This window comes from Enterobacter cloacae complex sp. P16RS2, from assembly GCF_014982155.1.
Classification (GTDB): Bacteria; Pseudomonadota; Gammaproteobacteria; order Enterobacterales; family Enterobacteriaceae; genus Enterobacter; species Enterobacter cloacae_M.
On record NZ_JADCKW010000001.1, the window covers coordinates 12435 to 29277 of the forward strand.

Annotated in this window: 16 protein-coding genes; 3 read left to right on the plus strand and 13 right to left on the minus strand. The window is 57.1% G+C overall.

Going from position 1 to position 16843, the window contains the following annotated elements; all coding sequences use genetic code 11:
• Position 1 precedes the first annotated feature (1 nt).
• The 7 genes from tatB to udp form a co-directional block, all read right to left on the minus strand.
• Positions 2-544, minus strand: a complete 543-nt coding sequence (gene tatB / locus INF68_RS00060; RefSeq protein WP_126787380.1) for a Sec-independent protein translocase protein TatB — start codon at positions 542-544, stop codon at positions 2-4.
• 3 nt (positions 545-547) lie between these two features.
• On the minus strand, positions 548-802 hold the full coding sequence (tatA, locus tag INF68_RS00065; protein WP_024908000.1) for a Sec-independent protein translocase subunit TatA: 255 nt from the start codon (positions 800-802) through the stop codon (positions 548-550).
• Between the two features lie 76 nt (positions 803-878).
• Complete coding sequence (gene ubiB, locus INF68_RS00070; protein ID WP_109846474.1) at positions 879-2519, minus strand: ubiquinone biosynthesis regulatory protein kinase UbiB; 1641 nt, start codon at positions 2517-2519, stop codon at positions 879-881.
• Positions 2516-3121: a ubiquinone biosynthesis protein UbiJ gene (gene ubiJ, locus INF68_RS00075; RefSeq protein ID WP_109846475.1), complete on the minus strand. Its 606-nt coding sequence runs from the start codon at positions 3119-3121 to the stop codon at positions 2516-2518. The genes ubiB and ubiJ overlap by 4 nt, the downstream gene beginning before the upstream one ends.
• 13 nt (positions 3122-3134) lie before the next feature.
• Positions 3135-3890: a bifunctional demethylmenaquinone methyltransferase/2-methoxy-6-polyprenyl-1,4-benzoquinol methylase UbiE gene (gene ubiE / locus INF68_RS00080; protein WP_023309612.1), complete on the minus strand. Its 756-nt coding sequence runs from the start codon at positions 3888-3890 to the stop codon at positions 3135-3137.
• A gap of 66 nt (positions 3891-3956) precedes the next feature.
• Positions 3957-5414 carry a DNA recombination protein RmuC gene (gene rmuC / locus INF68_RS00085; protein ID WP_126787379.1) on the minus strand — a complete coding sequence of 486 codons (1458 nt, stop codon included), beginning with the start codon at positions 5412-5414 and terminating at the stop codon, positions 3957-3959.
• A gap of 139 nt (positions 5415-5553) precedes the next feature.
• Positions 5554-6315, minus strand: coding sequence for a uridine phosphorylase (gene udp / locus INF68_RS00090; RefSeq protein ID WP_003860792.1), 762 nt, complete (start codon positions 6313-6315; stop codon positions 5554-5556).
• Between the two features lie 255 nt (positions 6316-6570).
• Here udp and INF68_RS00095 point away from each other — a divergent pair, with 255 nt between their 5' ends.
• Positions 6571-7377, plus strand: coding sequence for a dienelactone hydrolase family protein (locus INF68_RS00095; protein ID WP_109846476.1), 807 nt, complete (start codon positions 6571-6573; stop codon positions 7375-7377).
• 45 nt (positions 7378-7422) lie between these two features.
• On the opposite strand, the gene metE is transcribed toward INF68_RS00095, so the two are convergent.
• The gene (metE, locus tag INF68_RS00100) at positions 7423-9684 is read right to left on the minus strand and encodes a 5-methyltetrahydropteroyltriglutamate--homocysteine S-methyltransferase (RefSeq protein ID WP_126787377.1); all 2262 of its coding nucleotides are present in this window, start codon (positions 9682-9684) and stop codon (positions 7423-7425) included.
• Between the two features lie 236 nt (positions 9685-9920).
• Between metE and metR the strand changes: the two genes are divergently transcribed.
• Positions 9921-10874, plus strand: a complete 954-nt coding sequence (metR, locus tag INF68_RS00105; protein WP_023309616.1) for an HTH-type transcriptional regulator MetR — start codon at positions 9921-9923, stop codon at positions 10872-10874.
• Here metR and INF68_RS00110 read toward each other — a convergent pair.
• The 3 genes from INF68_RS00110 to pldB form a co-directional block, all read right to left on the minus strand.
• Positions 10762-11661 (minus strand): carboxylate/amino acid/amine transporter, encoded by a 900-nt coding sequence (locus tag INF68_RS00110; RefSeq protein WP_126787375.1) that lies wholly within the window; start codon positions 11659-11661, stop codon positions 10762-10764. The genes metR and INF68_RS00110 overlap by 113 nt on opposite strands.
• An 82-nt stretch (positions 11662-11743) precedes the next feature.
• Positions 11744-12544: a sugar/pyridoxal phosphate phosphatase YigL gene (gene yigL / locus INF68_RS00115; RefSeq protein ID WP_029741831.1), complete on the minus strand. Its 801-nt coding sequence runs from the start codon at positions 12542-12544 to the stop codon at positions 11744-11746.
• Between the two features lie 31 nt (positions 12545-12575).
• Positions 12576-13568 carry a lysophospholipase L2 gene (gene pldB, locus INF68_RS00120; RefSeq protein ID WP_126787374.1) on the minus strand — a complete coding sequence of 331 codons (993 nt, stop codon included), beginning with the start codon at positions 13566-13568 and terminating at the stop codon, positions 12576-12578.
• 110 nt (positions 13569-13678) lie between these two features.
• Here pldB and rhtB point away from each other — a divergent pair, with 110 nt between their 5' ends.
• Complete coding sequence (gene rhtB, locus INF68_RS00125; protein ID WP_045357175.1) at positions 13679-14299, plus strand: homoserine/homoserine lactone efflux protein; 621 nt, start codon at positions 13679-13681, stop codon at positions 14297-14299.
• Here rhtB and rhtC read toward each other — a convergent pair.
• Together rhtC and recQ are read right to left on the minus strand one after the other, a co-directional pair.
• Positions 14296-14916: a threonine export protein RhtC gene (gene rhtC, locus INF68_RS00130; protein ID WP_010426287.1), complete on the minus strand. Its 621-nt coding sequence runs from the start codon at positions 14914-14916 to the stop codon at positions 14296-14298. The two genes, rhtB and rhtC, sit on opposite strands and share 4 nt — an antisense overlap.
• Positions 14917-14977: 61 nt before the next feature.
• Positions 14978-16807, minus strand: a complete 1830-nt coding sequence (gene recQ / locus INF68_RS00135) for an ATP-dependent DNA helicase RecQ (protein ID WP_029741834.1) — start codon at positions 16805-16807, stop codon at positions 14978-14980.
• Positions 16808-16843 lie beyond the last annotated feature (36 nt).

Consider the following 16843-nt stretch of genomic DNA (forward strand, 5'->3'; position numbering starts at 1 on the left):
TTTACGCTTTATCACTCGACGAGGGGGATGATTCGGAAACAGACGCAGCGGGCTTCACTTCCGCCGCTTTTGCCACTGGCTCTTCTGGCTGCGCCTGTTTTTTCAATTCGGTTTCCTGCGGCGTCTGTTCTGGTGCGGCAGCCTGATGTTCTGCGCTGGCAGGCGTTACGCCATCGCGCTGCTCCTCGCTGCCCTTCACCACCGGGTTATGGATGGTATTCGCTTCATCGCTCGCTTTTTCAGGATCGTTAACGCTGTAGGAGCGCTTCATGGATTCCGCCGCCTCGCGCAGCTCATCCATTGACGCTTTCAGTTCCGGCGTCAGGTTATCCATGCTCGCCTTCTCGACCTTTTTCAGGCTTTCCTGAAATTCCTGCAGCTTAAGCTCCTGCGCCAGTTCATTCTGAACGGTCGATGCCAGCGATCTCAGCGCACGAACCCAGCCCGCAACGGTTTTCACTGCCACCGGCAGACGCTGCGGCCCCAGCACAATCAGGCCAATCACAAAGACCAGCAGGAGCTCACTAAAACCAATGTCGAACACGACTTACACCTGCTCTTTATCGTGGCGTTTAGCGTCTTCCTTTTTGGCTTCTTCTTGCTTGTCGGCGATGGATTTAGCAGTAAAGTCAGCGTCCTGGCTGGTTTTATCCTGCTTGCTCTCATCATCGCTCATCGCTTTCTTGAAGCCTTTGATAGACGCGCCCAGATCGGAACCAATAGAACCGAGCTTTTTGGTGCCAAACAACAGCACGACGATGACGGCAATGATCAACAATTGCCAGATACTGATACCACCCATACACGTTCCTCAGGGATAGATGATTAATGAGTCAGGTCGCATTATACGTATGCGACCCGTCGATAGCGACGCAAACTCAGCGCGTTTTTCGCCATCCGGCAAGCCAGACAACCACCCCGGCGGCCATCAGCCAGGCGGGCATCATCTGCCACTCCGGGCGGTTGATTAGCAGCAGCGTACCGCTCAGTAGCAGCGTTGCGCCAATCCCAAAGAGATAGCGTGACTGCCCCTGACGAACACGGCTGGACTGAAGTTCGCGAGCGATTTTATCCATGCTGTGCTGAAGGTTCTTGCTCTGACGCAAACTGTCATAAACCAGTTCAGGAATTTCAGGCATTTTTTCTATCCAGAACGGGCCTTTCTCTTTCAGCGAGCGCACCAGCGCCGGAATACCAACCTGATCCTTAATCCAGGATTCAAGGAAAGGTTTCGCGGTCTTCCACAAGTCTAACTGAGGATAGAGCTGTCGGCCTACACCCTCAACGTAAAGTAATGTTTTCTGAAGTAAAACTAGCTGTGGCTGAACTTCCATATTAAAGCGGCGAGCCGTGTTGAACAGGTTCAACAGCACATGTCCGAAGGAGATTTCCGCCAGCGGTTTTTCAAAAATCGGTTCGCAAACGGTCCGGATCGCAAACTCGAACTCTTCAACGTTGGTATCCGGCGGTACCCAGCCGGAATCGACGTGCAGCTCGGCCACCTTACGGTAGTCGCGGTTGAAAAACGCGATGAAGTTCTCGGCCAGATACCGTTTATCTTCTTTGTTCAGCGACCCCACAATCCCGCAGTCGATACCGATATACTTCGGATCCTCAGGGTGTTCGTAGCTCACGAAGATATTGCCCGGGTGCATGTCCGCATGGAAAAAGCTGTCGCGGAACACCTGGGTAAAGAAGACCTGTACGCCACGTTCGGCCAGGAGCTTCATGTTTGTTCCCTGTTTCTCCAGGGCCACCACATCCGAAACCGGAATACCGTAGATACGCTCCATCACCATCATATTCTGGCTGCAGTAGTCAGAATAGACTTCAGGTACATAGAGCATCGGGCTGTTTTCAAAGTTGCGACGCAGCTGAATGGCGTTTGCCGATTCGCGCAGCAGGTTAAGCTCATCAATAAGCGTTTTTTCATATTCCCGCACCACTTCCAGTGGACGAAGGCGACGCCCGTCCGGCAGCAGGCGTGGCACCCAGCGCGCCAGACGATAAATCAGCTTCATGTCCGCTTTGATGACTGGCAGGATGTCCGGACGAATGACCTTAATAACGACTTCTTTGCCGTTTTCTTTCAGACGCGCGGTATGCACCTGCGCAATAGAAGCCGATGCCAGTGGGTTAATGTCGAAATCGTCAAACCAGGTCTCGACGGGTACATTTCCCATCGCCTCTTCAATTTGCTTTTTCGCGCGCGCGCCGTCAAACGGTGCGACGCGATCCTGCAGCATAGCAAGCTCATCGGCAATGAGAGGCGGGAAGAGATCGCGGCGGGTCGACAGCATCTGCCCGAATTTAATCCAAACCGGACCGAGCTCCTGCAGCGCCAGGCGCAGACGCTCACCCAGCGGTTGACCTTTATGGCGATTGGGCATCCAGAAGAGCATCCGCCGCCAGATACGAAGCGGCAGCGTGATACGCATTTTGGGGATAAGCTCGTCGAGCCCGTAGCTCAAAAAGGTGCGAATAATAAAATAGAGGCGCCGAACTTCACCAGGCGTCATTTGCCCTCCAGTTTTTCCAGCCGTTTGGTTAACGCATCAACCGCACGTTCAACAGCAGCGGTCTCTTCCGCAAACCATGCAACTTCCAGTGGCCCGGGCGCCATTCGCCACTCCTCAGTCAGCACTTCCGCCGCATAGCGTTGCTGGCGCTGGAGGCTTTTACGCGCAAAGGAGGCGCCGCCATGAAGAACTTTCCCGATGCCTTCGGCGGCAATGTCGCCGATAAAAGGCGCGAGCAGCTCCGCCGGATCGAACTCCGCCAGATCGGTGAGCGCAACGAAGTTCTGCACGACCTGAATGTCGCCCTCCACTTCCAGCTCACCGCTGCGGATAAGCGCCGTTAATTGCTGGCGATCGCGCAGTTTTGGCAGCACGCTCATGTGCGTGATGACCGAGCAGTCAGCTTCACCTTCCCACTCCCCCAGTACGTCAAGCTGGCGTTCGCTGAATACCAGCACAAGCGGCGTCGAGAACTCTTTTAAAACAATGCGTAATACCTTCCCGTTAAGCCGCTGACGTGCAGATTTCAGCGCAGGAGCGCGATACAGAAAAGCGTTCAGTACATTCTCGACGCCTGCGGAGACTAAGGGTTTAAAGGGCACGGGACACCTCCACTCAGAATTTGTAACCGCGATGCAGCGCGACGACACCCGCCGTCAGGTTGAAATATTCAACGTTCTCAAATTCCGCGTCCTGCATCATGGCTTTTAATGTGTCCTGATCCGGGTGCATACGGATAGACTCCGCCAGATAGCGGTAGCTTTCAGCGTCGTTAGCCACCAGCTCACCAATACGCGGCAGCACGTGGAAGGAATAGGCGTCGTAGGCTTTGCTCAGCGGCTCAATGATCGGTTTAGAGAACTCGAGCACCAGCAGACGTCCACCCGGCTTCAGCACGCGGTACATAGAGCGCAGCGCTTTTTCTTTATCAGTCACGTTACGCAGACCGAAAGAGATCGTGATGCAATCAAAGGTATTGTCCGGGAATGGCAGCGCTTCGGCGTTTGCCTGCACATACTCCACATTCCCCACCACGCCGATGTTACGCAGCTTTTCGCGTCCCATTTTCAGCATGGAGTCATTAATATCGGCGAGAACAACGCGACCGGTTTCGCCCACCAGGCGGGAGAATTTCGCGGTTAAATCGCCCGTACCGCCGGCTAAATCCAGCACCGTTTGTCCGCGACGTACGCCACTACAGTCAATGGTGAAGCGCTTCCACAAGCGATGAATGCCGAACGACATCAGGTCATTCATCACATCGTACTTCGCCGCCACGGAATGAAATACGTGGGCCACCATGTCAGCTTTCTGCGCTTTGGCGACAGTCTGAAAGCCAAAGTGCGTTGTGTCTTGTGAATCGTCAGCCATCTCAGAGCCTGCTTATCAGTAAAATGTTCGTGAAGTGTAACAGATTGGGCGCGTTTGCCCTACGTTTCAACCACCGCGAAAGAAACGCGCTGGAGTCTCGTCTGGTGATAAATCCGCCGCTAACGTATTGTCTTCACTGTTTGTATTTTGTTCGTCCGCACCTTCTCGCAGGCGAAACTCGTCGTCCTGGGCGGTGGCCTGTTCGACCAATTCCGGATTAATCTCGCGTTTAACCTCAACCCCCAGGCTACGGAATGATTCGGCCTGTGCCAGCAGATTGCCACGTCCGGAGGCGAGTTTTTTCATCGCCTGGCGGTAGTTATCCTGCGCACGATCCAGGCTCTGCCCGACTGAAGACATGTCGTCCACGAAGAGGCGCATTTTGTCGTAAAGCTTGCTGGCACGATCGGCAATCTGCTGAGCGTTGCGGCTCTGGTGCTCATAGCGCCACAGGTTCGCAATGGTGCGTAACGCCACCAGCAGCGTGGTGGGGCTGACCAGCATAATATTATTTTTGAGCGCTTCGGTGATAAGCTCGGGCTGTCTGTCGAGTGCCAGCAGGAACGCGGGTTCTACCGGGATGAACATCAGGACATAGTCTAGCGAGCGCAGACCCGGCAGCTGCTGGTAGTCTTTTCTGCCAAGCAGGCGAATATGATTACGCACGGAGGCAATGTGCTCCTGCAGCGCAGACTCGCGCGTGTAATCATCGTCCGCATTAAAGTAGCGTTCATACGCCACCAGCGTCATTTTGGCGTCAATCACCACATCTTTACCCTGCGGCAGCCGCACGATCACATCCGGCTGCATTCGCGAGCGGGCGTCGTTTTCGATACTCACCTGCGTTTCGTATTCATATCCTTCCCGCAGTCCAGAGGCCTCCAGCACGCGGGTCAGCACCACTTCTCCCCAGTTGCCCTGGGTTTTGTTATCCCCTTTCAGCGCGCGGGTCAGGTTGACCGCTTCCTGCGCCATTTGCGCATTCAGCTGCTGGAGATTGCGAATCTCATGCGCCAGCGTGTGCCGCTCGCGGGCCTCCTGGCCAAAGCTGTCCTGCACCTGACGGCGAAAACCGTCCAGCTGTTCGCGCAGCGGCGTCAGCAGGCTGTTGAGGCTCTGGCGGTTCTGTTCGTCAACGCGGCGGTTGCTGTGCTCAAAAATTCGGTTGGCGAGATTCTCAAACTGTTCGCTGAGGCGCTGCTCGCTGTTGATCATCTGCCGGATTTTGTCCTCCGCATGCAGTTGGGTGGATTCAAGGCGGGTAGTGACTTCGCGGAGATCGGCCTCCAGCGAGGTGTTGATATCTCGCAGGTTGCGCAGCTCGTTGTTAAGCAGCTCGCACTCCTCTCGCCAGTGGTCACTCAGCGCAAGCTGCTGCTTTGCCGCACTTAATTCAGCGACTATCTCTTCGCGCTCTGCCAGCTGGTCGGCCTTCTGCTGTGCATGCTGATAGCTGGAAATGAGCCAGCCTATCGCCACGCCCGCCACCGCAATCACCGCATAAATCAGGACTGAGATATCCACAATGCCCCCTGCATCAACGTATTACCCGCACAAAATAGAATTGTGCTGTATAAACGTCCAGTTTGAAAGGGTTTTCCTGCGAGGCGCTACGCAAAAAATAAAGGCCGAACGCGTCGGCCTTTGATTTCAGAAGAGAGGATTAGATCAGGCGACGCGCGGCTTCCACCACGATTTTCACCGCATGACTTTCGGTCTGCTTCATGGTTTCGGCGTTCGGGATCTCCTGCTGGGTACGGTTGACGATAACGCCCGCCACCATACCGGCACGCAGACCCTGGCTTGCGCACATGGTCAGCAGCGTTGCGGATTCCATTTCGTAGTTCATTACGCCCATGGACTGCCACTCTTCCATTGAGCCTTTGAAACGGCTAACCACGCGGCCTGAGAAGGTGTCGTAACGCTCCTGGCCCGGGTAGAAGGTGTCGGAAGAGGCGGTGACGCCCACGTGGGTAGTTGCGCCCACGGATTTCGCGGCTTCAACCAGCGCGGTGGTGCATTCGAAATCAGCCACTGCCGGGAATTCCATCGGTGCAAAGTGCAGGCTTGCGCCGTCCAGACGAACGGACGCGGTCGTGACCAGCACGTCGCCGACGTTGATGTGCGGCTGGATAGCGCCGGTGGTGCCGATACGCAGGAAAGTACGAATGCCCAGCTGTGCAAGCTCTTCAACAGCAATAGACGTAGACGGACCACCGATACCGGTAGAGCACACGATCACCGCTTTGCCATCCAGCTCTGCGCGCCAGGTGGTGAACTCACGATGGGCAGCCAGCTTGACCGGCTTATCCATCAGCGCGGCGATCTTTTCCACACGCTCAGGATCGCCAGGGACGATAGCGAGCGTAGCCCCTTGTAAATCGTTTTTGGTGAGGCCGAGATGAAAAACATCAGACTTAGACATAGGTGACTCCTCTGTGGGTCGGTTAGTCAGAAGAAGTAAAACGGTACTTTACAGAAGCAGTAAGCATATTTTCGTGACGCACCTCACCATGAATGAAAATGATTACATTGATTTTCCATAAAAAAGTGATTTACATCACATTAACAAGTTATATCGCCAGGTGCTGCACAAAAGATAGACCGTTTAAGGCACTGTGAGTTGTTAACCTGGTGTCTATATTTACCTTTGCGCTAACTCATTGGTACGGAGAATGCCATGACTGAAAAAACCGGTTTTGCACCTGCTGCGGCCCCACATGCTTCAACCATCGTGTCGACGCCAGAAGCGGCAATTACCGCGGGCGAGACCTCCATTCCCTCGCAGGGGGAGAATATGCCTGCCTGGCACGCACGGCCAAAATCGGCAGAGGGCCCGCTGCCCATCGTGATTGTGATTCAGGAGATATTTGGTGTTCACGAACACATTCGCGACCTCTGCCGCCGGCTGGCGCTGGAAGGGTATCTGGCCGTTGCGCCAGAGCTCTACTTCCGTCAGGGCGATCCGAACGACTACAGCGATATTCCAACACTGCTCAGCAACCTGGTCAGCAAAGTCCCGGACGCGCAGGTGCTGGCCGATCTCGACCACGTCGCCAGCTGGGCGGCGCGCAACGGCGGGGATCCGCATCGTCTGCTGGTCACCGGTTTCTGCTGGGGTGGACGCATTAGCTGGCTGTACGCCGCGCATAACCCGCAGCTCAAAGCCGCTGTCGCCTGGTACGGCAAACTGGTGGGTGAAAAAACGCTGAACTCACCGAAACATCCCGTCGATATCGCCACCGAGTTAAACGCCCCCGTGCTAGGGCTTTACGGCGGTCAGGACACCGGTATTTCGCTGGATTCGGTAGAGATCATGCGCCATGCGCTCCGCGCGGCAAATGCGAAGGCGGAGATTGTGGTGTACCCGGATGCCGGGCACGCGTTTAACGCCGATTATCGTCCGAGCTATCACGCAGAATCAGCCAAAGATGGCTGGCAGAGAATGCTGGCGTGGTTTAGCCAGTACGGCGGTAAGAAAGCGTAATAAAAAAGCCCGGTGGCGGCTATGCCTTACCGGGCCTACGCATCATCAAGCCTGACGCAGGTTCTGCGCCGCCTTCACCATGTTCGCCAGCGCCGCGCGCGTTTCCGGCCAGCCGCGGGTTTTCAGTCCGCAGTCCGGGTTCACCCACAGGCGTTCTGACGGAATGCGCTGGGCCGCTTTTTTCAGCAGGGCTTCAATCCACTCCACGCTCGGCACGTTCGGGGAGTGAATGTCGTACACGCCCGGCCCGATTTCATTCGGGTAGTCGAACTCTTCAAACGACTCCAGCAGCTCCATGTCTGAACGCGAGGTCTCGATGGTGATCACGTCGGCGTCCAGCGCGGCAATCGAATCCATGATGTCGTTAAATTCGCAGTAACACATGTGGGTGTGGATCTGGGTGTCATCCTTCGCCACCGCGGCGTTGATGCGGAACGCCTCCACGCCCCACTGCAGGTAGGCATCCCAGTCGCTGCGGCGCAGCGGCAGGCCTTCACGCAGCGCCGGCTCGTCAATCTGGATAATGCCAATGCCTGCCGCTTCCAGATCCGCCACCTCATCACGCAGCGCCAGGGCAATCTGTTTGGCGATGGTTTCACGGGTCACGTCTTCACGCGGGAACGACCAGCAGAGAATGGTCACCGGACCGGTCAGCATCCCTTTTACCGGCTTGTCGGTCAGGGACTGGGCATACTTCGCCCACTCCACGGTGATCGCTTCCGGGCGACTGACGTCACCGATCACGACTGGTGGCTTCACGCAGCGGGAACCGTAGCTCTGCACCCAGCCGTTCTGTGTAAAGACGAAGCCGTCCAGGTGCTCGCCGAAGTATTCCACCATGTCGTTACGTTCGGCCTCGCCGTGCACCAGCACGTCCAGCCCCAGGCGCTCCTGCTCGATAATCGCCTGCTTGATGTGTTCCGCGATACCGGTGCGGTAGTGATTCGCATCCAGATTGCCCTTTTTAAAGTCCAGGCGCAGGCCGCGGATCTCCGTTGTTTGCGGGAAAGAACCGATCGTCGTTGTTGGCCACGCGGGCAGATTGAAGCGGGCGCGCTGGGCTGCGGCGCGCACCTCATACGGACTCTGACGCTGGCTGTCCCGGGCGGTGATGGCCGCCAGGCGTTTTTCCACCGCCGGGTTGTGCACGCGCGCCGAGTGACGGCGCGCCTGGATCGGTGCGCTCCATTCGGTAATCGCCGCCGTTTCGCCGCTGTTCAGCGCGTCGCGCAGCAGCGTTAGCTCTTCACATTTTTGCAGGGCGAAGGCAAACCAGCTTTTCACCTCGGCATCCAGACGCGTTTCCACGCTCAGATCGATCGGGCTGTGCAGCAGGGAACAAGATGAGGCCACCCACAGCTCACGTTTGTCGACGATGTCTTTGATTTGTGAGTATTTCTCGGTGAGATCGGCGCGCCAGACGTTACGGCCGTTGATCAGCCCGGCAGAGAGCAGCCAGTCCGCTGGCAGGCGCTTGTGCAGTTCCGCGACATCGTCTTTACCGTGTACGAGATCAACGTGCAGGCCTTGAACCGGCAGCGCGGTAATGGTCTTCAGGTTCGGCGTCACGCCTTCAAAATAGGTCGTCAGCAGGAGTTTTACCTGACCGGTGAGCGCGTCATACGCCGGTTTGAAGGCATCGAGCCAATCCTGCGGCAGCTCAAGCACCAGCGCCGGTTCGTCGATTTGCACCCACTGAATGCCGCGTTTGCCCAGCTCACTCAGCACCTGTCTGTAGACCGGCAGAATATCCTTCAGCAGGCTGAGTCGGTCAAACGGCTCGCCCTTTACTTTGCCCAGCCACAGGTACGTTACCGGCCCGAGCAGCACCGGCTTCACCTGGTGGCCCAGCGCCAGCGCTTCATCCACTTCGTCCAGAAGCTGCGTCCAGGTCAGCCTGAACTGCTGGCCTTTGACAAACTCCGGCACCATATAGTGATAGTTGGTGTTAAACCACTTGGTCATTTCCGCCGCTGCCGCTGGCTCCCCCGTTGGCGCGCGGCCACGGCCGATGCGGAACAGGGTATCGATATCTACCGATCCATCTTTGTTCTGATGACGAGCCGGCACGTTGCCAAGCAGCAGGCTGGTCGTCAGAACATGGTCGTACCAGGCGAAATCGCCCACCGGCAGCAGGTCAATGCCCGCCTGTTTTTGCTGATCCCAGTGGCGGGCGCGCAGCTCGCGTCCTACCGTCAGCAGCTCTTCACGGGTGGCATTACCCGCCCAGTAGCTTTCTTGCGCTTTTTTCAGCTCGCGACGCAGGCCGACGCGAGGGAAACCGAGAGTGTGATTGCGGATTGTCATGTTTTCTTCCTCTAATTAATTGTAAATCCTTTGGATTTTGAATTTAGGGAAGGCGGCAAGTTTGCTCATCCCCGGAAGCTTACATGAGTAAGTGACCGGGGTGAGTAAACGCAGCCAACGCACCATAAATTCAAAAGACGAAGGATTTTAGCCATCCAGATGTTTACACATCCATAATTGGCAGTTACTGTATATTCCTCAAGCGCAAAATGTTCATGGCGAAGTGAAGGACTTTCATGATCGAGATTAAACACCTGAAAACGCTACAAGCGTTGCGGAACTGCGGTTCGCTCGCGGCGGCTGCGGCCACGCTGCACCAGACCCAGTCCGCCCTTTCTCACCAGTTCAGCGATCTGGAACAACGCCTCGGCTTCCGTCTTTTTGTGCGTAAGAGCCAGCCGCTACGCTTTACGCCGCAGGGTGAAATTCTCCTTCAGCTGGCGAATCAGGTCCTGCCGCAAATCGCGAGCGCGCTGCAGGCGTGTAACGAACCGCAGCAGACCAAACTGCGCATCGCCATTGAGTGCCACAGCTGTATTCAGTGGCTGACCCCCGCGCTTGAGAACTTCCGCCAGAAGTGGCCGCAGGTGGAGATGGACTTCAAATCCGGCGTGACCTTTGACCCGCAGCCGTCGCTGCAGCAGGGCGAGCTGGATCTGGTCATGACCTCTGACATCCTGCCGCGCAGCGGCCTGCACTATTCGCCGATGTTTGATTATGAAGTGCGCCTGGTGCTGGCGCCGGACCACCCGCTGGCCGCCAAAACGCGCATCACGCCGGAAGACCTGGCGACAGAAACGCTGCTGATTTACCCGGTCCAGCGTAGTCGTCTGGATATCTGGCGCCACTTCCTGCAGCCGGCAGGCATTAGCCCGCAGCTGAAAAGCGTGGATAACACCCTGCTGCTGATTCAGATGGTGGCGGCGAGAATGGGTATCGCGGCGCTGCCGCACTGGGTGGTGGAGAGTTTTGAACGCCAGGGTCTGGTGCAGACCAAAACCCTGGGTGAAGGACTGTGGAGTCGACTGTACGCCGCCGTGCGCGATGGCGAGCAGCGTCAGCCGATTACGGAGGCGTTTATTCGCTCAGCGCGGAACCACGCGTGCGACCATCTTCCGTTTGTGCGGAGCGCGGAGCGACCCATTGGCGATGGACCCACAGCGAAGCCAGGATCACCGCTCCCCCAATAATAAAGCTCGGCCAGTGCGGCTGTTGCTGCCAGATGGCGAGATTGACCAGCAGCCCTGCCGGGACATGCACGTTGTTCATGATCCCCAGCGTACCGGCGTCTACCTGCGTAGCTCCGTAGTTCCACATGAAGTACCCCAGCCCTGACGCCACTACGCCCAGCCAGACCAGAACGCCCCACTGCACGGCGGTGGTCGGCAGCTTTTGCGGATTACCGAGCATAAACCACGCCGCCACCGCGACAATCGCGGCGCCCATATAAAACCAGGCGAACGCGTTATGCTGCGGCATCGGACGGGTTTCCATCAGGCGTTTGTAGCCCACCATGCCGATAGCAAAACTGATGTTGGCGAGCTGGACGAACATCAGCCCGGTCCAGAAGTGATCGCTGACTTTGTCATAGCGAATAATCGCCGCGCCGATCACCGCCAGCGCGGCGCTCAGCAGATATCCCCAGCGCAGACGACGTCTGCTGAGCAGGTCGTAAATCAGCGTGATATAGAGCGGCGTCAACACGGTAAAGAGCAGGAATTCGGAGACGGACAGGTAGACGTAGGCCCGGAAGCTGAACAGATACATGATGCCGAGCTGCATCGCCCCCACCAGCATATACAGCACAATCGTTTTCAGCGATTGCCCGCGCGTGCGCAGAAACGGCAGGAACACCAGCGCCGCCAGCCCCACGCGCATCAGCACCGAGAAGTAGCTGTCGACCGAACCGGCAAGGTATTCGCCAATCAGGCTAAAGGAGAAGGCCCACAGGATAGTGGTGATAATGAGTAGCGCCACAATGCTTGTCTCTCAGAAAGAAGGAGAGGCATTGTAGCGAACTCTTTAGTTGACAACTGAGCAATAAACAACCTAATGAAGATTATTCAAGGAACAGTTTACGCAGATACTTCGGTACCGCGTTGTCAGCGTTAGAACCAATCACTTCCAGCTCAGGGTGCAGATCCTTCAGACGCTGGTGCGCGTTCTGCATGATGCAGCCCTTGCCCGCCATCGAAAGCATCTCGGCGTCGTTCATGCCGTCACCGAAGGCGATACAGTCTTTCAGCCCGAAGCCCAGACGTTTCGCAACCGCTTCCAGCGCGTGACCTTTGGAGACACCACCCGCCATTACTTCCAGACAGGTCAGGGTTGAGAAGCTCACGTTGACGCGATCGCCCCAGCGGGCGTTGATCGCCTGTTCCAGCGGGAGCAGCTCTTCGTGGCTATCACAGGTGAAGAACACCTTGCTGATCCCTTCCGGCTCCAGCAGGCCTGGTTCGTAAAGGGAGTAATTGAATACCGCTTCCTTGAAGAAACGCATTTCATCCGGACGGTGGCGGTTCATAAACCAGTCGTCGTCGCGGTAAACGTTTGTGACGATAGCCGGGTTGTTATGCACCACGCCGAACAGATCGGCGGCAATATCGCGATCCAGATTGTGGGTAAAGATCAGATTGCCGTCGGTATCATGCACGCGCGCACCGTTAGAGGTGATCATGTACGATTTGATCTCAAGATTATCGCGGATCTGCCCCACGTCCACGTGGTGGCGGCCGGTGGCGAACACAAAGTTCACGCCACGGGCAGTCAGGAGTTTTAAGGTCTCTTTCGCGTAAGGCGACAGGGTGTGGTCGGGGGAAAGCAGCGTGCCATCTAAATCAGATGCAACAACCTGGTACATAGGGATTTCAACCTCTGGTGGAAAACAAGAATCAATTATGCCTGTTGAAAAATTCAACAATGGCGTTAAGCGCGACTGAGCGCATAGCGTCCTTTTCAAAAAGGATCTCATGGAACGCGCCGCTAATGACCAGCGGTTTACCCCCTTCACAAGGGTGACCAGCTGCAGCGCGCAGTTCACAATAGCGGTCATGCATGCGGTTATCCACCACACGCTCTTCTTCCGCCTGGATCAGAAGCGTCGGTGTGTCATCATCGCCTACGCCCGCCAGCACCTGCTCACCGGCCAAAATCCCCTCCCGCACCCAGTGCCAGGTCGGGCCGCCGACGCGCAAGCGTGGTTCATCAGCATAAAAGCGCAGGTTGCGGCGATAACGCTGCCGGCTGTGGGTTAAGACGTTGATGGCGAACGGCAGCGCGCGCCAGCGTCCTGTGCCAATGGCGTAACCTTCACGAATGCGCTGATGGCCCTCAGCCCAGTCAAGAAGATGGCGCACCATCCAGTCAGGAAAACGGATGACGATACCGTACATCGGCGCGGTGAGCGCAATGGCGTCGCACTCGTGCGCGTAACGCTGCAAAAACAGCGTCGAAATGGCGCCGCCCATGGAGTGCGCAAGAATATACCGCTTGCGCCAGGGGCCGGGCTGCACTTCCTGCTGCCAGAACGCGGCAAAATCGTCGACGTAATCGCTGAAGCGATCGACGTGCCCACGATGCGTGTCCGGCAGCATACGTCCGGACAGCCCCTGTCCACGGTGGTCGATGATCAGCACATCGAACCCCATATGGACCAGGTCATAGGTCAGCTCGGCGTATTTAACGTAGCTTTCAATACGCCCGGGGCAGACCACAATCACCCGGTCATTTTTTTCATTTCGGAAACGAACGAAACGCACCGGGACGCCCCCGACGCCCGTGAACTCATCTTCCTCACGCTGCCGCCAGAAATCGGTCAGCGGCCCCATAGAGAAAGCAGCAAAAGCGTTTTCTCGTGTTTCCCAGTCCTTTTTCTGCTGAAACATTGGGTTTCCACTCACGTAATCCAGGGAATATCGTTTTTTTCGTCACCGGTCACAAAATGACTCAATAATAGCGTATTGTGGCATAAAAATAGACGGTTCGGGAGTTTCAAATGACCTTCGAATGGTGGTTCGCCTACCTGCTGACATCCATTATCCTCAGCCTTTCTCCGGGCTCGGGGGCTATTAACACCATGACCACCTCCATCAATCACGGCTATCGCGGTGCGGCGGCGTCGATTGCCGGTTTGCAGACCGGGCTGGGCATTCATATTGTGCTGGTCGGGATCGGTCTGGGGACCCTGTTCTCCCGCTCCGTGCTGGCCTTTGAGGTGCTGAAATGGGCCGGGGCAGCGTATCTGATTTGGCTCGGCATCCAGCAGTGGCGCGCGGCAGGCTCCATTAACCTGAATACGCTGGCTCTGACGCAAAACCGCGGCCATCTGTTTAAGCGTGCGGTATTCGTCAACCTGACCAACCCGAAGAGCATCGTTTTCCTCGCCGCGCTGTTCCCGCAGTTTATCGTTCCGCATCAGCCGCAGGTGATGCAGTACGTGGTGCTGGGCGCGACCACCATTATCGTCGATATCATCGTGATGATTGGTTACGCAACGCTGGCGCAGCGAATTGCGGCGTGGATTAAAGGGCCTAAGCAGATGAAGGCCCTGAATAAAGTCTTTGGCTCGCTGTTTATGCTGGTTGGCGCGCTGCTTGCGTCAGCGCGTCACGCTTAGCGAGAAATGATGAGATGAATGCCGAAGCCGGCGAACAGCGCGCCGGCGAAGCCGTCAATCCACTTCGCGATACGCTGATAGCCGCGGCGCATCGCCGGTAAGGCAAACAGGCTGGCCACGATGGTAAACCAGGCAAAGGTTTCAACGACGATCAGCAGGAAGATTCCCCAGCGTGCGCCCGCGCCGACGCTATCGCCGACAAACAGCGAGAACACCGAGCCGAAATAGATAATGGCTTTCGGGTTCGCCAGATTGGTCAGCAGCCCTTTTACAAAGCTGCGGCCGCCCGTAGCCAGCTCCACCTTTGGTTCTTCCGGTTTTTTCTCTTCTTTCTTCAGCGCCCCGCGCAGCATCTGGTAGCCCATCCAGCACAGGTACAGCCCGCCGCCGACCATGATGATGTTATGCAGCCAGGCCATCTTCGCCAGGATAAGGTTCAGACCGAGCAGCGCAACGGCCGCCCAGACCATAACGCCCATGGTGATACCGAGCACGCCCATCATCGCCTCTTTGCGAGAGCGGCTGACGGCCGTTTGTGATACGAAGAAAAAGTCCGGGCCGGGGCTCATCAGCGCAACGATGTGCACTAACGCCACGGTGAGAAATAGCATTAACATAATTAGCTCGCGGGGAAATAATTTAGTGAGTCATCATCCTGGCACTTTTTCGCCCGGCTGACTACTCCTCATCATCACCATCGGCGTGAGAGCGGATGAGTGCCATAAACTCTTTACCGAAGCGCTCCAGCTTGCGTGTTCCCACGCCGTTGACGCTCAGCATCTCGCTGGCGCTGAGCGGCATCTGCTCGGCCATCTCGATCAGCGTCGCGTCGTTGAACACCACGTAAGGTGGGATATTTTCTTCGTCGGCGATGGCTTTACGCAGCTTGCGCAGTTTGGCGAACAGCTTGCGGTCGTAGTTGCCGCCGTAGGATTTCTGCATCACGCGTGGCTTCAGGGCGATGACGCGCGGCACGGCGAGCTTGAGCTCAACGTCACCGCGCAGGACCGGACGCGCCGCCTCGGTCAGCTGCAGGGCGGAGTGCTGGGCAATGTTCTGCGTGGCGAAGCCAAGGTGGATCAGCTGGCGAATAATACTCACCCAGTGTTCGTGGCTCTGCTCCTTGCCAATGCCGTAGACCGGCAGCTTGTCGTGGCCCATATCGCGGATACGCTGGTTATTGGCGCCGCGCAGCACCTCCACCACGTAGCCCATCCCGAAGCGTTGATTCACACGGTAAATGGTCGAGAGCGCCTTACGCGCGTCCATCAGGCCATCGTACTGCTTTGGCGGATCGAGGCAGATATCGCAGTTGCCGCACGGCTCCTGGCGCCCTTCACCAAAGTAGTTGAGCAGCACCAGACGACGGCAGGTTTGCGCTTCGGCAAACGCGCCCATCGCGTTGAGCTTGTGGCGCTCGATATCCTGCAGCTGTCCCTGCGGCTTCTCTTCCAGACAGCGGCGCAGCCACGCCATATCGGCCGGATCGTAAAACAGCATCGCTTCCGCAGGCAGACCGTCACGCCCGGCGCGGCCGGTTTCCTGATAGTAGGATTCGATATTGCGCGGGATGTCGAAATGCACCACAAAGCGCACGTTCGGCTTGTTGATGCCCATCCCGAACGCCACGGTCGCGACGACGATCTGCAGGTCGTCACGCTGGAATTTCTCCTGCACGTCGGCGCGGATGTGGTTCTCTAACCCGGCGTGATAGGCGGCGGCGCTAAAGCCGCGGTTTTGCAGACGCGCGGCGGTGTCTTCCACCTTCGCACGGCTGTTGCAGTAGATGATGCCGGACTTGCCGCGCTGCTCCTGGACGTAGCGCAGGAGCTGATCCAGCGGCTTGAACTTTTCCATCAGCATATAGCGGATGTTTGGGCGGTCGAAGCTGCTGACCTGAATATAGGGGTCGTTCAGCCCGAGCAGGCGAACGATATCCAGCCTCGTGGTGTCATCCGCCGTGGCGGTAAGCGCCATAAACGGCAGCTCGGGGAAGCGCTGACGCAGCTGGCCGAGGGCGGCGTATTCCGGGCGGAAATCGTGTCCCCACTGGGAAATACAGTGCGCTTCATCTACCGCCAGCAGGACCGGATTCCAGTGCGCGAGATGATCGAGGAAGTTATCCAGCATCAGGCGTTCCGGGGCGATATACAGCAGGCGGATCTGCCCGGTGCGGCACCCGGCCATCACCTCTTGCTGCTGCTCCCGGGTTTGGGTCGAGTTAAGACAGGCTGCCGCCACGCCGTTGGCGAGCAGCTGGTCAACCTGGTCTTTCATCAGAGAAATAAGGGGGGATACCACGACCGTCAGGCCGTTAAGCACCAGCGCGGGCACCTGATAACAGAGGGACTTACCGCCGCCGGTCGGCATTACCACCAGGCAATCACGACCTTCCAGCACCGTTTCAATGATGGTTTCCTGGCCAGGGCGGAACTGCTGGTAGCCAAAGGTTTCATGCAAAACCTGTTTAGCCAGCGACTCCTGATTCAATACTTCCGCCTGCGCCACGTTAACCCCATATGCCAGAAATGAAACAGGCGCTAT

Coding starts and splice junctions, on each gene's coding strand:
- tatA (WP_024908000.1), bottom strand. CDS start 802: ATGGGTGGTATCAGTATCTGGCAATTGTTGATCATTGCCGTCATCGTC.
- ubiB (WP_109846474.1), bottom strand. CDS start 2,519: ATGACGCCTGGTGAAGTTCGGCGCCTCTATTTTATTATTCGCACCTTT.
- ubiE (WP_023309612.1), bottom strand. CDS start 3,890: ATGGCTGACGATTCACAAGACACAACGCACTTTGGCTTTCAGACTGTC.
- udp (WP_003860792.1), bottom strand. CDS start 6,315: ATGTCTAAGTCTGATGTTTTTCATCTCGGCCTCACCAAAAACGATTTA.
- INF68_RS00095 (WP_109846476.1), top strand. CDS start 6,571: ATGACTGAAAAAACCGGTTTTGCACCTGCTGCGGCCCCACATGCTTCA.
- metE (WP_126787377.1), bottom strand. CDS start 9,684: ATGACAATCCGCAATCACACTCTCGGTTTCCCTCGCGTCGGCCTGCGT.
- metR (WP_023309616.1), top strand. CDS start 9,921: ATGATCGAGATTAAACACCTGAAAACGCTACAAGCGTTGCGGAACTGC.
- yigL (WP_029741831.1), bottom strand. CDS start 12,544: ATGTACCAGGTTGTTGCATCTGATTTAGATGGCACGCTGCTTTCCCCC.
- pldB (WP_126787374.1), bottom strand. CDS start 13,568: ATGTTTCAGCAGAAAAAGGACTGGGAAACACGAGAAAACGCTTTTGCT.
- rhtB (WP_045357175.1), top strand. CDS start 13,679: ATGACCTTCGAATGGTGGTTCGCCTACCTGCTGACATCCATTATCCTC.
- rhtC (WP_010426287.1), bottom strand. CDS start 14,916: ATGTTAATGCTATTTCTCACCGTGGCGTTAGTGCACATCGTTGCGCTG.